Origin of the sequence: Haloarcula onubensis (genome assembly GCF_031624605.1) — an archaeon.
Taxonomy (GTDB): domain Archaea; phylum Halobacteriota; class Halobacteria; order Halobacteriales; family Haloarculaceae; genus Haloarcula; species Haloarcula onubensis.
Genome location: NZ_JAMQOS010000001.1, coordinates 817,198 through 832,577 on the forward strand (window position 1 = coordinate 817,198; position 15,380 = coordinate 832,577).

At 69.6% G+C, this 15,380-nt stretch carries 14 protein-coding genes; 9 read left to right on the forward strand and 5 right to left on the reverse strand.

The genetic code is table 11. The features are described from left to right. Positions 1–28: 28 nt before the first annotated feature. Positions 29–2,470, reverse strand: a complete 2,442-nt coding sequence (locus NDI86_RS04230) for an ATP-dependent DNA helicase (protein WP_310899151.1) — start codon at positions 2,468–2,470, stop codon at positions 29–31. A 100-nt stretch (positions 2,471–2,570) separates the two neighbouring features. Between NDI86_RS04230 and NDI86_RS04235 the strand changes: the two genes are divergently transcribed. Continuing rightward, positions 2,571–4,559 carry an NHL repeat-containing protein gene (locus tag NDI86_RS04235; RefSeq protein ID WP_310899152.1) on the forward strand — a complete coding sequence of 663 codons (1,989 nt, stop codon included), beginning with the start codon at positions 2,571–2,573 and terminating at the stop codon, positions 4,557–4,559. Positions 4,560–4,624: 65 nt separating this feature from the next. Here the strand turns inward: NDI86_RS04235 and mct are convergent, their stop codons facing one another. Further along, positions 4,625–5,818 carry a succinyl-CoA:mesaconate CoA-transferase gene (mct, locus tag NDI86_RS04240; RefSeq protein ID WP_310899153.1) on the reverse strand — a complete coding sequence of 398 codons (1,194 nt, stop codon included), beginning with the start codon at positions 5,816–5,818 and terminating at the stop codon, positions 4,625–4,627. 122 nt (positions 5,819–5,940) lie between these two features. Between mct and glmS the strand changes: the two genes are divergently transcribed. The 7 genes from glmS (at position 5,941) to NDI86_RS04275 (ending at position 12,407) form a co-directional block, all read left to right on the forward strand. Further along, the gene (gene glmS / locus NDI86_RS04245) at positions 5,941–6,381 is read left to right on the forward strand and encodes a methylaspartate mutase subunit S (protein ID WP_310899154.1); all 441 of its coding nucleotides are present in this window, start codon (positions 5,941–5,943) and stop codon (positions 6,379–6,381) included. A 2-nt stretch (positions 6,382–6,383) separates the two neighbouring features. Beyond that, a complete protein-coding gene (locus tag NDI86_RS04250; protein ID WP_310899155.1) occupies positions 6,384–7,838 on the forward strand; it encodes a methylaspartate mutase subunit E in 1,455 nt (484 codons plus the stop codon). Continuing rightward, positions 7,828–9,192: a methylaspartate ammonia-lyase gene (locus tag NDI86_RS04255; RefSeq protein WP_310899156.1), complete on the forward strand. Its 1,365-nt coding sequence runs from the start codon at positions 7,828–7,830 to the stop codon at positions 9,190–9,192. Before NDI86_RS04250 ends, NDI86_RS04255 begins: the two co-directional genes overlap by 11 nt. Next, complete coding sequence (gene mch / locus NDI86_RS04260) at positions 9,185–10,276, forward strand: 2-methylfumaryl-CoA hydratase (protein WP_310899157.1); 1,092 nt, start codon at positions 9,185–9,187, stop codon at positions 10,274–10,276. Before NDI86_RS04255 ends, mch begins: the two co-directional genes overlap by 8 nt. After that, positions 10,273–11,313 carry an L-malyl-CoA/beta-methylmalyl-CoA lyase gene (gene citE / locus NDI86_RS04265; RefSeq protein ID WP_310899158.1) on the forward strand — a complete coding sequence of 347 codons (1,041 nt, stop codon included), beginning with the start codon at positions 10,273–10,275 and terminating at the stop codon, positions 11,311–11,313. Before mch ends, citE begins: the two co-directional genes overlap by 4 nt. Before the next feature lie 79 nt (positions 11,314–11,392). After that, the gene (locus NDI86_RS04270; RefSeq protein ID WP_310899159.1) at positions 11,393–11,845 is read left to right on the forward strand and encodes a hypothetical protein; all 453 of its coding nucleotides are present in this window, start codon (positions 11,393–11,395) and stop codon (positions 11,843–11,845) included. Positions 11,846–11,993: 148 nt separating this feature from the next. Then, positions 11,994–12,407 carry a DUF7548 family protein gene (locus NDI86_RS04275; protein ID WP_310899160.1) on the forward strand — a complete coding sequence of 138 codons (414 nt, stop codon included), beginning with the start codon at positions 11,994–11,996 and terminating at the stop codon, positions 12,405–12,407. A gap of 2 nt (positions 12,408–12,409) precedes the next feature. Here the strand turns inward: NDI86_RS04275 and NDI86_RS04280 are convergent, their stop codons facing one another. The 3 genes from NDI86_RS04280 to NDI86_RS04290 form a co-directional block, all read right to left on the reverse strand. Further along, a complete protein-coding gene (locus tag NDI86_RS04280; RefSeq protein WP_310899161.1) occupies positions 12,410–13,528 on the reverse strand; it encodes a pyridoxal phosphate-dependent aminotransferase in 1,119 nt (372 codons plus the stop codon). Between the two features lie 59 nt (positions 13,529–13,587). Next, a complete protein-coding gene (locus NDI86_RS04285; protein ID WP_310899162.1) occupies positions 13,588–13,731 on the reverse strand; it encodes a hypothetical protein in 144 nt (47 codons plus the stop codon). An 81-nt stretch (positions 13,732–13,812) separates the two neighbouring features. Further along, positions 13,813–14,637: a mechanosensitive ion channel family protein gene (locus NDI86_RS04290; protein ID WP_310899163.1), complete on the reverse strand. Its 825-nt coding sequence runs from the start codon at positions 14,635–14,637 to the stop codon at positions 13,813–13,815. 233 nt (positions 14,638–14,870) lie between these two features. Between NDI86_RS04290 and NDI86_RS04295 the strand changes: the two genes are divergently transcribed. Then, positions 14,871–15,374, forward strand: coding sequence for a CinA family protein (locus NDI86_RS04295; protein ID WP_310899164.1), 504 nt, complete (start codon positions 14,871–14,873; stop codon positions 15,372–15,374). The last annotated feature ends 6 nt before the right edge of the window (positions 15,375–15,380 follow it).

Here is a 15,380-nt window from a genome sequence, read left to right on the forward strand (position 1 = left end):
CCCTCCTCAGGCGACCAGCGGCCCGGTATCACCGGTTTCGCCAGAACCCGTCGAGCTGGCCGGACAGGAACTCAGGGGTCATCCGCGTGAACTCCTCGCGCTCGCCCTCGGGGAGAAAGCCGTAGACGGAGTGGCGGCCGTCGGGGGTGTAGCGCCGGCCGACGAAGGCCCGCACGCCCACCTCGTCGGCGCCGCGGATGACCCGGCCGATGGCCTGGCGCGCCCGCCGCACCGCGGGGACGGTCAGGGCGTACTCGAAGGCGTTCTCCTCACCGAAGGTGTCGCCGTAGGCCCGCTGGACCGCGCGGATGCGGGGCGAGCCGATGTTGACGAGCGGGACGCCGACGACGGCGCAGGTCGACAGCTTCGCGCCGTCGTAGTCGACGCCCTCGGTGAGCGTTCCCCGGGTCGACGTGACCAGCACCTTCCCCTCGCCCGCGAAGAACGAGCGCTTCGTCCGGTCGGTCTCCTCGTTGCTGGAGGACTCGTCGACCAGCACGTCTTTCTCGACGGCCTCCTGCAGGTAGGCGCCGGCCCAGCGCGCTTCCCGGTAGTTCGGCATGGCTATCATGACGTTGCCCGGCGAGCGCGCCAGCGCACGCAGCGCCTGAGCGTACTCGTCCCGGGTCGGGTTCCAGTTCTCGCCCAATGGCTGCATCTCCTCGGGGGTCCCGCGATTGCGCGCGGTGAACGGCCGCGCGTCGACGAGATAGGAGGCGCGGTTCTCCGGCGGGAACCGGAGGTCGTAGGTCGCGGAGCGGACCGGTCGCGTCGGGGCGTCGTCGTCCGCCTCGTCCAGCGCCTGCTCGGCCAGTCCGTCGAGGCCCGCGACCTTCGTGAACACGTCGAGCGGTTCGAGCGTCGCGCTCATCACCACGCCACCGCCCAGTTCGTCGAAGACGTCCCGCAAAGCCAGCGCCGGCATACAGTTGTAACACAGCAGCCCGGGCGTGTAGACGGCCTCGTAGTCGGCGTCGCCGGCCCGGCGCTGGTCGGGGGAGTGTTCGAGTTCGATTTCCCGGAGGAACGTCGAGTGGTCGCGCTCCCACCAGTGGCCACAGATAGCGCCGACGGCGGCACAGACGGGCTGGCGGGTCAGCCCGAGCTGGTCGATGGCGTCCTCGACGGCGGCGCCGACCTGTCCCAGCGAGCGCCACAGCCCGCCGTCGTATCCCTCGCTCTCGGCCCACTCGGTCAGTTCGTCCCGCTCGACGGTGTCTGGGTCCCGCAGCGGTATCTCGTGGTCGTGCTCGGGGAGCATCGCGGGGTCCGCGCGCCACCCCGGGTGTTCGCTGTCGAGGAACGATTCGACGCGGTCGTCCAGCCAGCGTTCGAGGTCGGCGTAGAACTTCCGAGCGCGGTCGACCGCTTCGAGGGGGACCTCCCGCGTGGAGAGTACCTCGCGGACCTGTTCCTTGTGGTCGGCGGTCTGCTGGGCGCGCTGGACGAGCAGGTCGCAGTCGTTACGCGCCTGCGTGATGGTCTGTTTGCCCAGGCGGTCCGAAAGCAGGTCACGGACTCGCTCTTCCAGCCGGTGGGCCTCGTCGACGACGACGAAGGTCTGCTCGTCCAGAATCGCGGAGAGCAGGGGCCGGGAGTTCGGGTCGAAGAGGTGGTTGTAGTTGCCCACGACCACGTCCGCCTCCTCCAGCATGACGCTCATCACCCGGTGGGGGCAGGTCCCCCGCTCGACGGCCGCCGGGAGGTAGTCGTCGATTGTGACGACGTTGTTCGGGCCGGCCGAGAAGTCCACGGGCGACCCCTTGTTCCGGGCGTACCAGTCGGCCTCGAAGGGGCAGTACAGCGGCGCGTCGTCGCCCTCGGCCATCGAGTCGGGCGCGGTGGGCTGGCTCGGGCGATAGGGCGAGGCCGCCCCCGCCGTCGCCAGCGTGTCCTCGCCGAGCGTGGTCTGGGAGACGGCGTCGGGGCGGGCCGCCGCGGCGAGTTTGCTACCCAGTCGTGGGTCCCACCACTGTTCGTCCTCGTCGACCTCGTTCTCGATGGCGGTGTCGGCCACCGCGGCGCCGTCCCCGCGCCCGTCGTCCTCCACGAGCCGTGCGGTCGCTTCGCGCAAGTCCTCACAGCGGTCGTGCGTGCTCGCGTCCTCGGGGAACTTCCCCTCGCGGCCGTACGGGCAGAGGTCCCGCTTGCCGACGAGGGAGATACCGTCGAAAGGGTCGTCGAGGCCGCCGTTGAGCGTCCGCAGGTCGTCGACGAACTGCTGGAGCTGTTGTTTGACGGGGGTGACCACGACGATGCGGTCGTAGAGGTCGGTGTCCCGCACGAGGTGGGCGCCGGCGGTCAGGGCGGCCATGGTCTTCCCGGTGCCACAGGGACCTTCCATCGCGAGAAAGCCCCGCGACTTCCCGGTCTCGATGACCCGCTCGATGGCGTCGGCCTGGTTCGCGTACGGCTCCTCGAACCCGAAGTACGGCCGCCATCCCTCCGAACCAGTCGTCTGCTCCCGCATTGTGGCGCGATTGGGCGTCCCCGTATTTGAACCGCCGGGTTCGGCCGCGGGTTCGCGTATCCAGTACTGTTAATACAACTGCTACTCAGGTTGTGACAACGTGTCGGGTCACCATCGGGAAACATACGGCGAGCGGGCGCCGGACCTCACGGGGCCGTTCCCGAAACCGGCCGCCGAACTCGGCCTGTCCACCCCGGTCGGGGTCGTCCAGGACCCGACCGGCCGGGTCTGGGTCGCCGACGCCGGGAACAACCGCCTCCTGGTGTTCGACCGGTCGCTGGACCGGGTCCTCGGTCAGGTCGGCTCTCTGGGGTCCGAACCCGGCGAGTTCGACCTCCCTTTCAGGCTGGCCCACCACCCGAGCCAGCCCCGGCTTTTCGTCACCGACCTGGGGAACGGCCGCGTGCAGGAACTGGCCTACGGCGAGGCCGACGAGGGCGGCGTGCCGGTGACCGTCGAACGGACCTTCGGGCCCGGGAGCGACGCCTTCCACCCCAACGGCGTCGCCGTCCGCGAGGACGAGGGCGGCCTCACGCTGTTCGTCGCCGACGAGTTCTACCACGAGGACGCCGCGGACACCCGGAGTCGCGTCGTCGTCTTCGACGGTGAAGGCGACCAGACCGGGAGCTTCCGCTCGGTCACGCGGCCGTCCGACGACCCCGTCGGGCTGTACTGGCCCCAGGGACTGGACACGGGCCCCGAGGGCAATCTCCTGATAGCGAACACCGGCTACGGCCAGCAGGCCCGCGCGTACGGCCGCCCGCCCTACTACGCGAACGTGGTCCGCTGTGACCGCGCGGGCGAGGGGGTCCCGTTCCCGGCGACGGGGAGTCCCGTGCTGGACGACGAGTTCGCCATCCCCAGAGCCGTGAGCTACCTGCCCGACGAGGAGCGCATCGTCGTCCCCGACATCGGCGGCGGCCACCTCTATGCTTACTCGCCGGCGGGCGACCGGCGCGGGGAAGTGCCGTCGGTCATCGCGCCCGACATCGAGACGCGCCGCTTTGGCGCGCCGATGGCCGTCGCCGGCTACGACCCCGGCGACGCCGACCCGACCGGCGCCATCCGCGGGCGGGTGCTGGTGACGGAGGCGCTCGACCACGCCGTCTCGGCCTACCGGCTCCGGTTCGTCGCCGAGCGCAAGACCAGGCTGGCGACCGTCGACGGCTGCCGCCGCCGGCCCGGCCAGTTCGACTACGCCTCGGGGTCGGCGATTCATCGGGCCCCGGACGGCCGGGTCTGCTGGGTCGGCGACGGCGGCAACGAGCGGGCCCAGCACACCGCCGCCGGGCTCGACGCACCCGTCTCGCCCGCGTCGCTCACCGCGAACCGGTTCCCGGCCACGGTCGAGGCCTGGGCGGTCGGCGAGGAGACGTATCTGTTCGCCGCCGACTACAGCGCCGACGCCGGCGCGTTCGACGACGACCGCCAGATTCACTGCTACCGACTCGTCGACGGCGAGCCGGAACACGTCGTCAGCTTCGGCGGCTGGGGCTACTTCGGCGGCGACGTGCGCCTGCCCCGCGGGATGTCCGTCGAACCCCTCGACGCCGGCCGCTGTCGGCTCCACGTCGCCGACTCGCTCAACGGCCGGGTCGCCTCGTGGGTCGTCAATCGTCGGACGGCGACCGTCGAGGACCACGACACCAGGGGCACGTTCGGCCACGACGCCGGCGAGTTCTGGCTCCCCTCGGACGTGGTGGTCGGGCCCGACGCCACCTACGTCGCCGACCGCAGCAACGACCGCCTCCAGTACGACGCCGGCGACGGCTGGGAAGTGGTCGGGACCGCGGGCTACGGCGACGAATCCGGGCGATTTCTCCTCCCGACCAGCCTGGCGCTGGCCGACGGCTACCTGTTCGTCGTCGACCTGGTGAACCGCGCTATCAAGGTGTTCGAGACGCTGCCGGCGGGCGGGATTCCCGACGAGCCGGTCGATTCCTTCGGCACCTTCGGCGGCCAGACGGCCGGTGGCGACCTCTGGTTCCCGGCGATGGTCAGCGCCGCGGCTCACGACGACGGCGTGACGGTGCTCCTGCCCGACAGCGTGCTGAACGTCGTCTATCGCTACGAGTGGACGCCGCCGTAAGGCCGCTCCCGTGAAGGCAGTCGGCGTGGAGTCTGTCCCGCCGTATAAACTCCGAGTTGGCACAGCTAGTCGTCGCTCTCGGCGACCTCCCGACCACCGTTCGTACCGCCGTCCTCCCCCAGCAGTTCCTCGCGGTGCTCGTCTAACAGCGGCGCCCGGCCCCGTGGCTCGGGCATCGTCTCGGTCATCTTGATGGGGCTCCCGGCGATGGTCATCGGTTCGTCGGCTCCGGGCTGGGCCACGTCGGCGAGCATCTCGCGGTCGTTGACGTGCGGGTCATCGAAGATGTCGGCCGTGTTCTGGACCGGCGCTGCCGGCACGCGGCCGTCCAGCAGAGACAGAATCGTCTCAGTGTCGTGCTCACGGGTCCAGTCGGCGAGTTCCGCCCGCAGGGACTCGCGGTTGGCCCGGCGGCTCCGGGCGTCGGGGTAGTCCGCGGCCAGGTCCGGCCGGTCCATCGCCTCACACAGCGTCTTCCAGTGGCCGTCCGAGAACGCCGCGACGACGACGTAGCCGTCCGCGGCCTCGAAGGCGTCGTAGGGAAACAGCGTGGGGTGGGAGTTACCCTGTCGCGTCGGCGAGACCCCGTCACAGGAGTACTGGTAGACGGCGCGCTCGGCCAGCGACACCATGCAGTCGTACATCGCGGTGTCGACGTACTGGCCCTCGCCGGTGCGCTCGCGGTGGTGGACCGCCGCGAGGACGCCCACGGCGTTGAGCGCGGCGGTGAAGATGTCGCCGACGCCCGGGCCGACCTTCGTCGGCGGCCCGTCTTCCGGGCCCGTAATCTCCATCACGCCGCCAAGCGCCTGCGCGATGAGGTCGAAGGAGGGCTGGCCCTGGCGCTCGGTCTCGCCCGTTCGCGGGTCGCCAAAGCCCCGAATCGAGGAGTAGATGAGCTGTGGATTGCGCTCCCGCAGCGTCTCGTAGCCCAGGCCGAACCGCTCCATGGTTCCGGCCTTGAAGTTCTCGACGACCACGTCTGCGCGTTCGACCAGCGAGAGGAAGGCGTCGCGGTCGGCGTCGGTACGGAGGTCCAGTTCCAGCGAGCGCTTGCCGCGGTTCACGCTCTGGAAGTAGCCGCCGTAGGCCTCCGACTCGCTGTCGTCGACGTAGGGTGGGTTCGCCCGGATGAGGTCGCCGCCCGGGCGCTCGACCTTTACCACGTCCGCGCCCATGTCCGCGAGCAACATCGTGCAGTACGGCCCGGCCAGCACCTGTGTGAGGTCGAGCACCCGCAGGTCGGCAAGCGCACTCATGGACGAACCGATAGACGGCACTGGCATAAATCTTGGTGATGAATCATTATAAATTCCTTTAGGGGATATTATCATGAAAGACCATTAAGTTTATACTCGCGGCCTGACCACCACAGAAGTACATGCCCCGTACCGTCATCCTCGGCGTGATCGGCTCCGACGCACACGTCGTCGGTATCACGATTCTCGAGCAGGCGCTGTCGGCCGCAGGATTCGAGGTCGTCAACCTCGGCGTTCAGACTTCACAGGCCGAATTCGTCAGCGCCGCCAAGTCCAAGGACGCCGAGGCGGTACTGGTATCCTCCCTCTACGGCCACGCCCGCCAGGACTGCGAGGGATTTCACGACCGGCTCGACGAGGCCGGCGTCGACGTGCCCACGTACGTCGGCGGGAACCTCGCCGTCGGGCAGGACGACTTCGAGACCACGCGCGAGCGGTTCACGGAGATGGGCTTCGACCGGGTCTTCGACGCGGAGACCGACCCGGAGGAGGCCATCGCCGCCCTGCGCCGTGACCTCAAGATAACGACCACAGAGGGCGAGCAGGTCAGGGTCGACGGCTGACGATGCCCACAGATACGAAGCTGCCCGCCGACCAGCTACAGCGGGCCGCAAACGAGCTTCGCGACGACTGGCACACCGGTCGGGCCGTCGACTTCGAGGAGGCCGTCGCCTTCCACGAGTCCCTGCCCAAGACCAAGCGCTTTGCCCGCGTACTCGAATCCGCGGACGAGCCGCTGCTCCAGCCCCGCGCCGGCGTCCCCTGTCTGGAGGCCCAGATAGACCTGCTGCGATATCTCCAGGACGAGGGCGGCGCCGACCTGCTGCCCACGACCATCGACTCCTACACGCGGGACAACCAGTACGAGAAAGCCGAGGAGGGACTCGCGGCGTCCCGAAACGGCGACAGCGACGAGCTCAACGGCTTTCCCGCGGTCAACCACGGCGTCGAGGACTGTCGGCGGCTCGTCCGGGCCTTAGACGCCCCAATCGAGGTGCGCCACGGCACGCCGGACGCGCGACTGCTGGCGATGGTCACGCTGGCTGGGGGCTTCCAGAGCTTCGAGGGGGGCCCCATCTCGTACAACATCCCCTACACGAAACGCCACGACCTCGCGACGACCATCGAACACTGGCAGTTCGTCGACCGGCTCTGTGGCGCCTACACCGAGCGCGGCGTCACCATCAACCGCGAGCCCTTCGGCCCGCTGACCGGCACGCTCGTCCCGCCGTGTATCGCCATCGCGGTGATGCTCATCGAGGGACGGCTCGCGGCGACACAGGGTGTCCGTTCGCTGACGCTGGGCTACGGACAGGTCGGCAACCTCGTCCAGGACGTGGCCGCGCTGCGCGCGCTGCGCAAACTGGCCGAGCGATACCTGCCCGACTCCGTGACCGTGACCACCGTCTTCCACGAGTGGATGGGCGGGTTCCCGCCCGACGAGGCCCGCGCCAACGGCGTCATCAGCCTCGGCGGGGCGACGGCGGCGGTGGCGAAGCCGGACAAGGTTATCACCAAGTCCGCACAGGAGTTCCAGGGCGTCCCGACGAAGGAGGCTAACGCCGCGGGCCTGCGAACCACGAGACAGCTTATCGATATGATGATAGAGCAAGACATCGACCTCGGCGGCATCGACGACGAACAGCGGCTCATCGAACGGGCCACGACGGCGCTCGTCGACGCAATCGAACGCGCCGGTGACGGCGACGTGGCCCGGGGCGTCGTCGACGCCTTCGACAGCGGTGAGATGGACGTGCCCTTCGCCCCCAGCGACGCGGCGGCCGGCGCGGTGTTGCCGGCCCGCGACGACGACGGCCGGGTGCGCATCTTCGAGTTCGCGGACCTCGCTCTGCCCGACGAGGTCAAGGAGATACACGGGGCGAAACTCGGCGAGCGCGCACAGACCGAGGGCCGCGACCAGTCGTTCCGGATGGTCGCCGACGACGTCGACGCCATCAGCGACGGCAAACTCATCGGTCGGCCAAGCGGCTACCGCGGGGGTGTCTCCGATGCGGATTGAGGCCGTCCGCGCGATTCCGGGCCTCTCCGGCTTTTTCTTCGACGACCAGCGGGCCATCAAAGCGGGCGCGACCCAGCGGGGGTTCGCCTACGACGGCCCGCCAAAGACCGCCGGGTTCGACCGCGTCCGCGAGGCCGGCGAGTCGCTCATCGTCGAACTGGAACTCGCCGACGGCTCCGTCGTCACCGGCGACTGCGCCGCGGTGCAGTACTCCGGGGCCGGCGGCCGCGACCCGCTCTTTCGCGCGAGCGAGTATCGTCCCGTCGTCGAGGGGAGTGTCGCCGACGCCTTCAGGGGCCGGGACGCGACGCTCTTTCGCGAGAACGCCGAGGCGCTGGAGTCGCTCGACCCGCACCGCTCGGATGGCGACCGCCTGCACACCGCCGTCCGCTACGGCGTCTCACAGGCCCTGCTGAACGCCGCGGCGCGAGCGCGGGGCTGTACGCCGACCGACGTACTCGCCGCGGCCTACGACACCGACCCCGCAACGGCACCCGTCCCCGTCTTCGGTCAGTCCGGCGACGAGCGACGGACCAACGCCGAGAAGATGCTCATCAAGGGCGTCCCCGTCCTCCCGCACGGCCTGTTCAACAGCGTCGAGAAGGTCGGCGAGGACGGCGAAGGGCTGCGGGCGTATCTCGCGTGGCTGGCCGAGCGGGCCGACGCGCTCGGCCCCGAGGGGTACGCCCCTCGCTTTCACGTCGACGTCTACGGCATCCTCGGCGAGGTGTTCGGGCCGCCCTACGACCGGAGCGAGGTGACCGACTACTTCGCGTCGCTGCGGGAGGCTGCCGCGCCCTACCCGCTGCAGGTCGAGGGGCCGATGGACGCCGGGAGCCGCGAGGCCCAGATAGCGCGGATGGCCGAACTCCGCGAGGCCCTGGCGTCGGCCGGCGTCGCCGTCGACATCGTCGCCGACGAGTGGTGCAACACGTTCGACGACGTGCGGGCGTTCGTCGACGCGGGCGCCGCCGACGTGGTCCAGATAAAGACCCCGGACCTCGGCGGCGTGCAGCGTTCTGCCGAAGCGGTGCTGTACTGCGACGGGACCGACACACGCGCCTACCTCGGTGGCACCTGCAACGAGACGGTCACGTCCGCGCGGGCCTGCGCCCACGTGGCACTCGCGACCGACGCCGCGCAGGTGCTGGCTAAACCCGGCATGGGCTTCGACGAGGGGTTCATGGTCGTCACGAACGAGATGCGCCGGGCGACTGGGGCGACCGCAGGGAGCGAGGTCGCCGACGGGCCGAGTAGCGCGGAACGAAGTTCCGCGGACCATTCGAGCGGGCAGAGCCCGCGAGAAGACGGCGACGGGCCGACGCCGTCCGCCGGGGGTGAGACAGATGACTGACTGGTCGGCGCCCGACGCCATCGATTGCGCGGACGAGCGCGTCTTCCAGACCGTACTCGACCGCGTCGAGACCCGCGAGAAGGGCCACTACTTCGAGTACTTCGCCGAGGGCGACGAGATTCGCCACGGCCCCGGACTGGTCCTCTCCCGGCACGGCAACGAGGAGTGGATGGGCCAGACGCTGAACCACGACCCGGCCTACTGGCGGCCAGACAGGGCCCGCGAACGGGGGTTCGAGGCGCTCCCCGCCCACCCCGACTACCTGCTGGCCTGCGTGATGGGCGTCACCGTCGAGGACCTCTCGGAGAAGGGCGGCTACTTCCTCGGACGCACCGACGTCGAGTTCCGCCGGACGGCTTACCCGGGCACCGAACTCGACGTGACCTCGACGGTGGTCGACACCCGGACCTCCTCGTCGCGGCCCAACTACGGCATCGTCACCTGGGAGTCCGTCGGCCGGGACCGCGAGAGCGGCGAGGTGCTGGTCTCCTACGAGCGGACGAACATGATTCCGCGGCGGGAACCTGTAGCCTCCGACGGAAGCGGCGCCGTCGCCGACGACCAGCCGTCGAGTGCTGACGCCGCCATCCCCGACCTCCCGTCGAGGCTCGTCACCCCAGACGGGGGCACCTTCGAGGACTTCCGTGTCGCCCTGGAGCGGGCCCGCGAGAACGGCGCCGCCGTCGCCTACCGCCACGAGCGGGGCCGGACGATGGACGAGCGACTCGTCGCGGGCCTCCCGCTGGCGACGCTCAACACCGCCCGCCAGCACCACAACCGCGACGCGATGGCCGACTCGCCGTCGGGCGACATCGTCGCCTACGGCGACGTGACCCGCTCTGTCGCGCTGGCCCACGCCCGCTCGGACGAGGCGACCTACCGCGAACGCCGCTTCGAGAACGAGCGGTTCCACGACTTCGTCACGCTCGGTGACACCGTCTATGGCTTCACCCGCGTCCTCGACTGCGACGGCGCGGCCGGGCCCGACCACACCGGCGCCGTGACCTTCGAACACGTCGCGTTCAACCAGGAACAGACCCCGGTCTACAGCGGCCGGCGAACCGCACTCGTTACCCGACAATGACACGACTCTGCCGAACCTTCCAGACAGCACCCGCCGCGGTCCCCCGCGAGAACAGCGCGAAGTTCCTCGAATCCGGTCTGACGAGCGAGGGCTTCCAGACGCCCGACTGGCTCGTCCCCGATATCGAGGACGGGACCGCCCCGTCGATGAAAGCGGAGGCGGTCGACAACGTCGTCTCCCGCCTGCCCGACCACGCGCCCGACTTCGCGGGCGAGATACTCCCCCGCGTCGAGTGGGCCTACGACGACGCCGAGTTCCGAGACCGGGGCACAGAGCAGGTCCGGCGGCTCGCGACGGAGGTGGGCGACCATCTCGACGGCGTCGTCTTCCCGAAGGTCGGTCGCATCGACGACGTACGTCGCGCTGCGGGCGTGCTGGCCGACGCCGAACGCGAGGCCGGACTCGACGACGGTGCGCTCGACATGGCTATCATCCTCGAAACCGCGCCCGCCCGCTCGGACCTCCGGGAGATATGCCAGTTCGCCGCCGACTCGCGGCTCTCGGGACTGGTCTTTGGCCCGGTCGACTACACCGCGGAACTGGGCGGCCGCGCGCTCCACGGCGAGCGCCCCCGCTGGGACGGCCTGCTCGAAGCCCTCTCGAACGAGACCAGCGCGGCGGGCGTCGTCGCCATCGGCGGCCCCTTCGACCAGCTCTTTCACGAGCGCGCCGGCGTCACCTACTACAACGCCGAGGGGTACGCCGACCAGGTCGAACACGAGGCGACCATCGGCATCGACGGCTCCTGGTCGCTCCATCCCAAACAGACCGCCCAGGCCAACCGCATCCACATGCCCTCCGACGAGGAACTGGACCGCGACCTCACCAAGATAGAGGCGTTCAACGACGCCAAGCGCGAGGGGACCGGCGCCGTCGTGGTCGGGGGCCAGATGGTCGACGAGGCTACCTACAAGAACTTCGCCAACACCGTCCTGCAGGTGCGGGCCATCGACGAGACCCACCCCCAGCAGACCGGCGAGTTCTACGACGAGGGCCTGTTAGAGCGGGCGCTGTCGGTCGAACTCGTCTTCAACTGACTGCGACCGTCCCCGTTCTCGCGGTCCGCTCGCTCTCGACGGAGTACGTAAGTAGCGCGAGTGTCAACCATTCAATGCTATGGAAGAACTCGAACTCGGGCAGGCGACAATCGTGTACGAGGACCCCGACGAGGGTATCGTCGAGGAGACGGTGGACAACGAGGAGATGGTCTACGCCTACGACCACTGGAACATCAGGAGCGGTACCGACGCCGACGGCAACGACCTGATGAAACAGATTCCCAAAGAGCGCGTCCACCGGGTCGACAGGAACGTCGAGAAGTTCGAGGACCAGGCCGGGAGCGTGCGCCGACGCGTGGAGTCGCTGGCGAGTGACCTCCGCGAGCGGATTCCGGTCAACGTCGGCGACGGCGGCCGCCGGGAGACGATGCGGCCCGAGACGGGCCAGGAGGAGGAGGCGCGGACCATCCCCGTCGACGACGGCGGCGGCGTCCGGGAGCAAGGTGCCGCCGAGGCCCAATCGGGCGCCGAGCCCGAGGGTGGGGCCGACGACGAGTCCGACGAGACGTAAGGCGGCGAAAGCGCGGTGCCCCACAGCGGGGCCGGACGACGACCGCGGGCCGACGTAACCCGCGGTTGTCGGTGCGGTAGCCGCCGCTACTTTCGGGCGACGTACCCAGCGTCTGGCTAACAAACCGTCCGGACCGCGAACGGGGGCCATGCGCGACCGCTCGGCCGTCGGACTCAGCGTGGCCGCCGGACTGCTCGCCTTTGCCACGCTCGCCTGGCCCTACACGCAGCAGCCGGTTTCGGCCGTCAACCTGTACTACGCGACTGGCCTGTTCAGCGCCTTTACCGTCGCCCTCATCGTGGCGGCGACTCTCGCCGCGGTCGGCGCCGTGCGCGCGGGCGTCCTCTCGCCGGCGCTGGGCCACGGCGTCGCGCTCGGACTCGGACTCGCCGGGCTGGTCGTCGCGACGACGTGGGCGATAACGGTGCGCGAGGACGTGTTTCTGGCCCGGGGCTGGGCGATGCCGGCCCAGCCGTTCGTCCTCGTCGTCCTCCTCGTGGCGCTCGTCCTCGGGCTGGGGTACCAGACCGTCGACCACGGCTACCTCCCGACTCGCTCCTGACGCTATCCGAAGTAGTCGACCAGCCGCTCGGCCGCGGTGTCGACCCGCGGCGTCGTCAGCGAAAAGCGCAGGTCGTCGGCGCGCGCCTCGCCGAAGGCCGCGCCCGGCATCCCCGCGACGCCGGCCTCGTCGATAAGTCGGTAGGCGTTCTCGAACGTGCCGGGAAAGCCCTCGAAGCGGGCCAGCACGTAGAAGCCCCCGTCGGGGCGGGTGTAGGTCGCACCAGCCGCGTCGAGCGCGTCACAGAACCGGTCGATGCGGGCCCGGAGTCGGTCGCGGGCGGCCTCGTAGTAGCTCGCGTCCGTGGTCTCCATCGCCCGTTCGACGGCGTGCTGGGCCGGCCGCGAGCCGCTGACGTTCGTCAGCATGTGCCGCGTCGTCGCCCGCTCGACGAGTTCCCCTGCAGGGCCGTCGGCCGGCGGGAATATCGCGTAGCCCACGCGAAAGCCCGTGATGGCCATCGACTTCGAGAACGCGTTCGTGGCGACGACGTTCGGCGAGTCGGCGGCGAGCGCGGAGGCGAACCGGCCCGAGTAGTCGAACCGGTCGTACACCTCGTCGGCGACGAGCAAGGCGTCGTTCGCCTCGGCGATAGCTGCGAACTCGGCCACCGCGTCGGCGTCGGACACCGCGCCGGTGGGGTTGTTGGGCGAGTTGAGGACTACGACCGCCGTCTCCGGACTCGCCGCCGCCCGTACCGCGTCCGGGTCGAGTCTGTCGTTCTCGTCCACCGGGACGAACCTCGTCTCGGCGCCGAGGAAGTTCGCCCGGCCCGCGTAGTAGGGGTAGACCGGGTCCGAAAGCAGTATCTCCCTGCCGGAGAAGCGGTCCAGCCCGGCCGTCATCGCGAGGTGGTTGGCCTCGCCGGCGCCGTTCGTGACGACGATTCGGCCCGTCTCGACGCCGTGGCGGGCGGCGATGCGTTCGCGGAGCCCCCGAAGGCCCCGGCTCGGGGCGTACTGGAAGTCCGACGCGTCGGCGTCGGCGTACTCGCGCAGACCCTCGCGGACCGCCTCGGGCGGGTCCCAGTCCGGGTTGCCCGAGACCATGTCGACCACGTCCCGGTCGGCGCCAGCGGCGTACTGCATGACCCGGTAGAACTGCGGGGTCTCGTAGTCCATGGCTCATCTGGTCGGGCGGACACCCTTTGTCTTTCCGTCGGCGACCGGCGTCGCCCCGACTACTGCCGGACGTACAGTGTCACCGCCCCGAGGACGAGCAGCGCGATACCCCAGAACAGGTCCGTCCCGGGGAGGAAGCCGAGCAGGAGCGTCACGATACCAGAAGAGAGCAGCGACCAGCCGATAGTCGTCCGGTAGGCCATACGACAGGTTCGGGGGCGACACGGAAAGCTCCCGGGACGGCGTGTCGACACGGCGTCGCAAAAAATCGAACCGCTGTTGCGTTAGTCGTCCGCGACGGCGCTGGGTTCGGTCTGGTGGACGTCCAGCGAGCCGACGACTTCGGTGTGCGGGTACGGGAACCCGATGTCCGCCTCGTCGAATCGGTCCATCACGTTTTCGGTGAGCTTGTGCTTGACGCCGCCGGCACCGGTCTCCTGCGGGTTTATCCACGCGCGAGCGTTGAAGACGATGGCGGAGTCCCCGAGCGTCGTCAGGGGCGCAGCGGGCGCCGGCTCCTCCAGCACGCCGTCGATGGCGGCTATCTCTTCGAGGATGATCTCCCGTGCGCGGTCCACGTCGGAGCCGTAGTCGACGCCGAAGTCGACCGTGACCCGCCGAGTGTCGTTGGCCTGCGTGTTCTTGACGACGGCGTTGGCGAGTTCGCCGTTCGGGACGGTGAGCTGTTCGTTGTCCCAGGTGTCGAGCTTCGAGACGCGGAGGTCTATCTCACGGACGATGCCGCCGTTGCCGTTCCACTCGATGTAGTCCCCGACCTCGAAGGGCTTGTCCTTGAGGATGAAGATGCCGGCGACGAAGTTCTCGATGATGTCGCCCGCGGCGAAGGCGACACCCAGCGCGAGCGCGCCGGTGATGGTCGCGAAGGCGGCCAGAATCGTCGGGAAGCCCGCCACGGTGGCGGCGATAGCCACCGCCCCGAACAGGGCGATGGCCCCGGCGATACTGGAGCCGAGGCTGACGACCGCCGGCGAGAACTCACGCGCGTTGAGCGTCCGTTTTGTCACCCGGACGAGCACCGATTTCCCGACCAGGTAGAGGAGAATGAACGCGACGACGAACGTGACGACGGTCAATACGAACGATACCACCGCGGGCACGAGCCCGCCAGGCGCGTTAAGCTGTAGTAATGTGGGTTCCACATCCCCAACAGCACGTGTCGACTTATATATCTAATTCCTACAGCGACTGAGACGGCGGGTAACGGCAAGCAGCGCCGCTCCCCGGTAGTCCGCGCGTGGCACGTGTCCTGCCCGGACCGGCCGTCCGTGCCCGTCGCCGTCCGGACTGAACGCTTATTCCCCGGCCGTTCCAACGGCGACACATGACGGACGACCCTATCGAGCAACGCGTCGGCGCGGCGCTGCGCGAGCGCGGCGAGACGCTGGCCGTCGCCGAGTCCTGCACCGGCGGGCTGGTCGGCTCGCTCGTGACCGACGTGTCGGGCTCGTCGGCCTACTTCGACCGCTCGCTGGTGACCTACTCCTACGACGCAAAACAGGAGCTACTGGCCGTCTCCCGCGAGGCCCTGGACGCCCACGGCGCGGTTTCCGAACCGGTCGCCACGGAGATGGCCCGCGGCGTCAGAGACACCGCCGGGACGGACTGGGGCGTGGCGACGACCGGCGTGGCCGGGCCGACCGGGGGGAGCCCCGAGACGCCGGTCGGGACCGTCCACATCGCCGTCGCCCACGCGGCCCCCTGGGAGACCGGCCGGTCCGACTGCACGGTCCGTCACTACGAGTTCGACGGCTCCCGGACCGAGGTCAAAGCCAAGATAGCCCGGCAGGCACTCGTGAACCTGCTGGAACGCGTCCGGTCCCAGTAGCAAGAG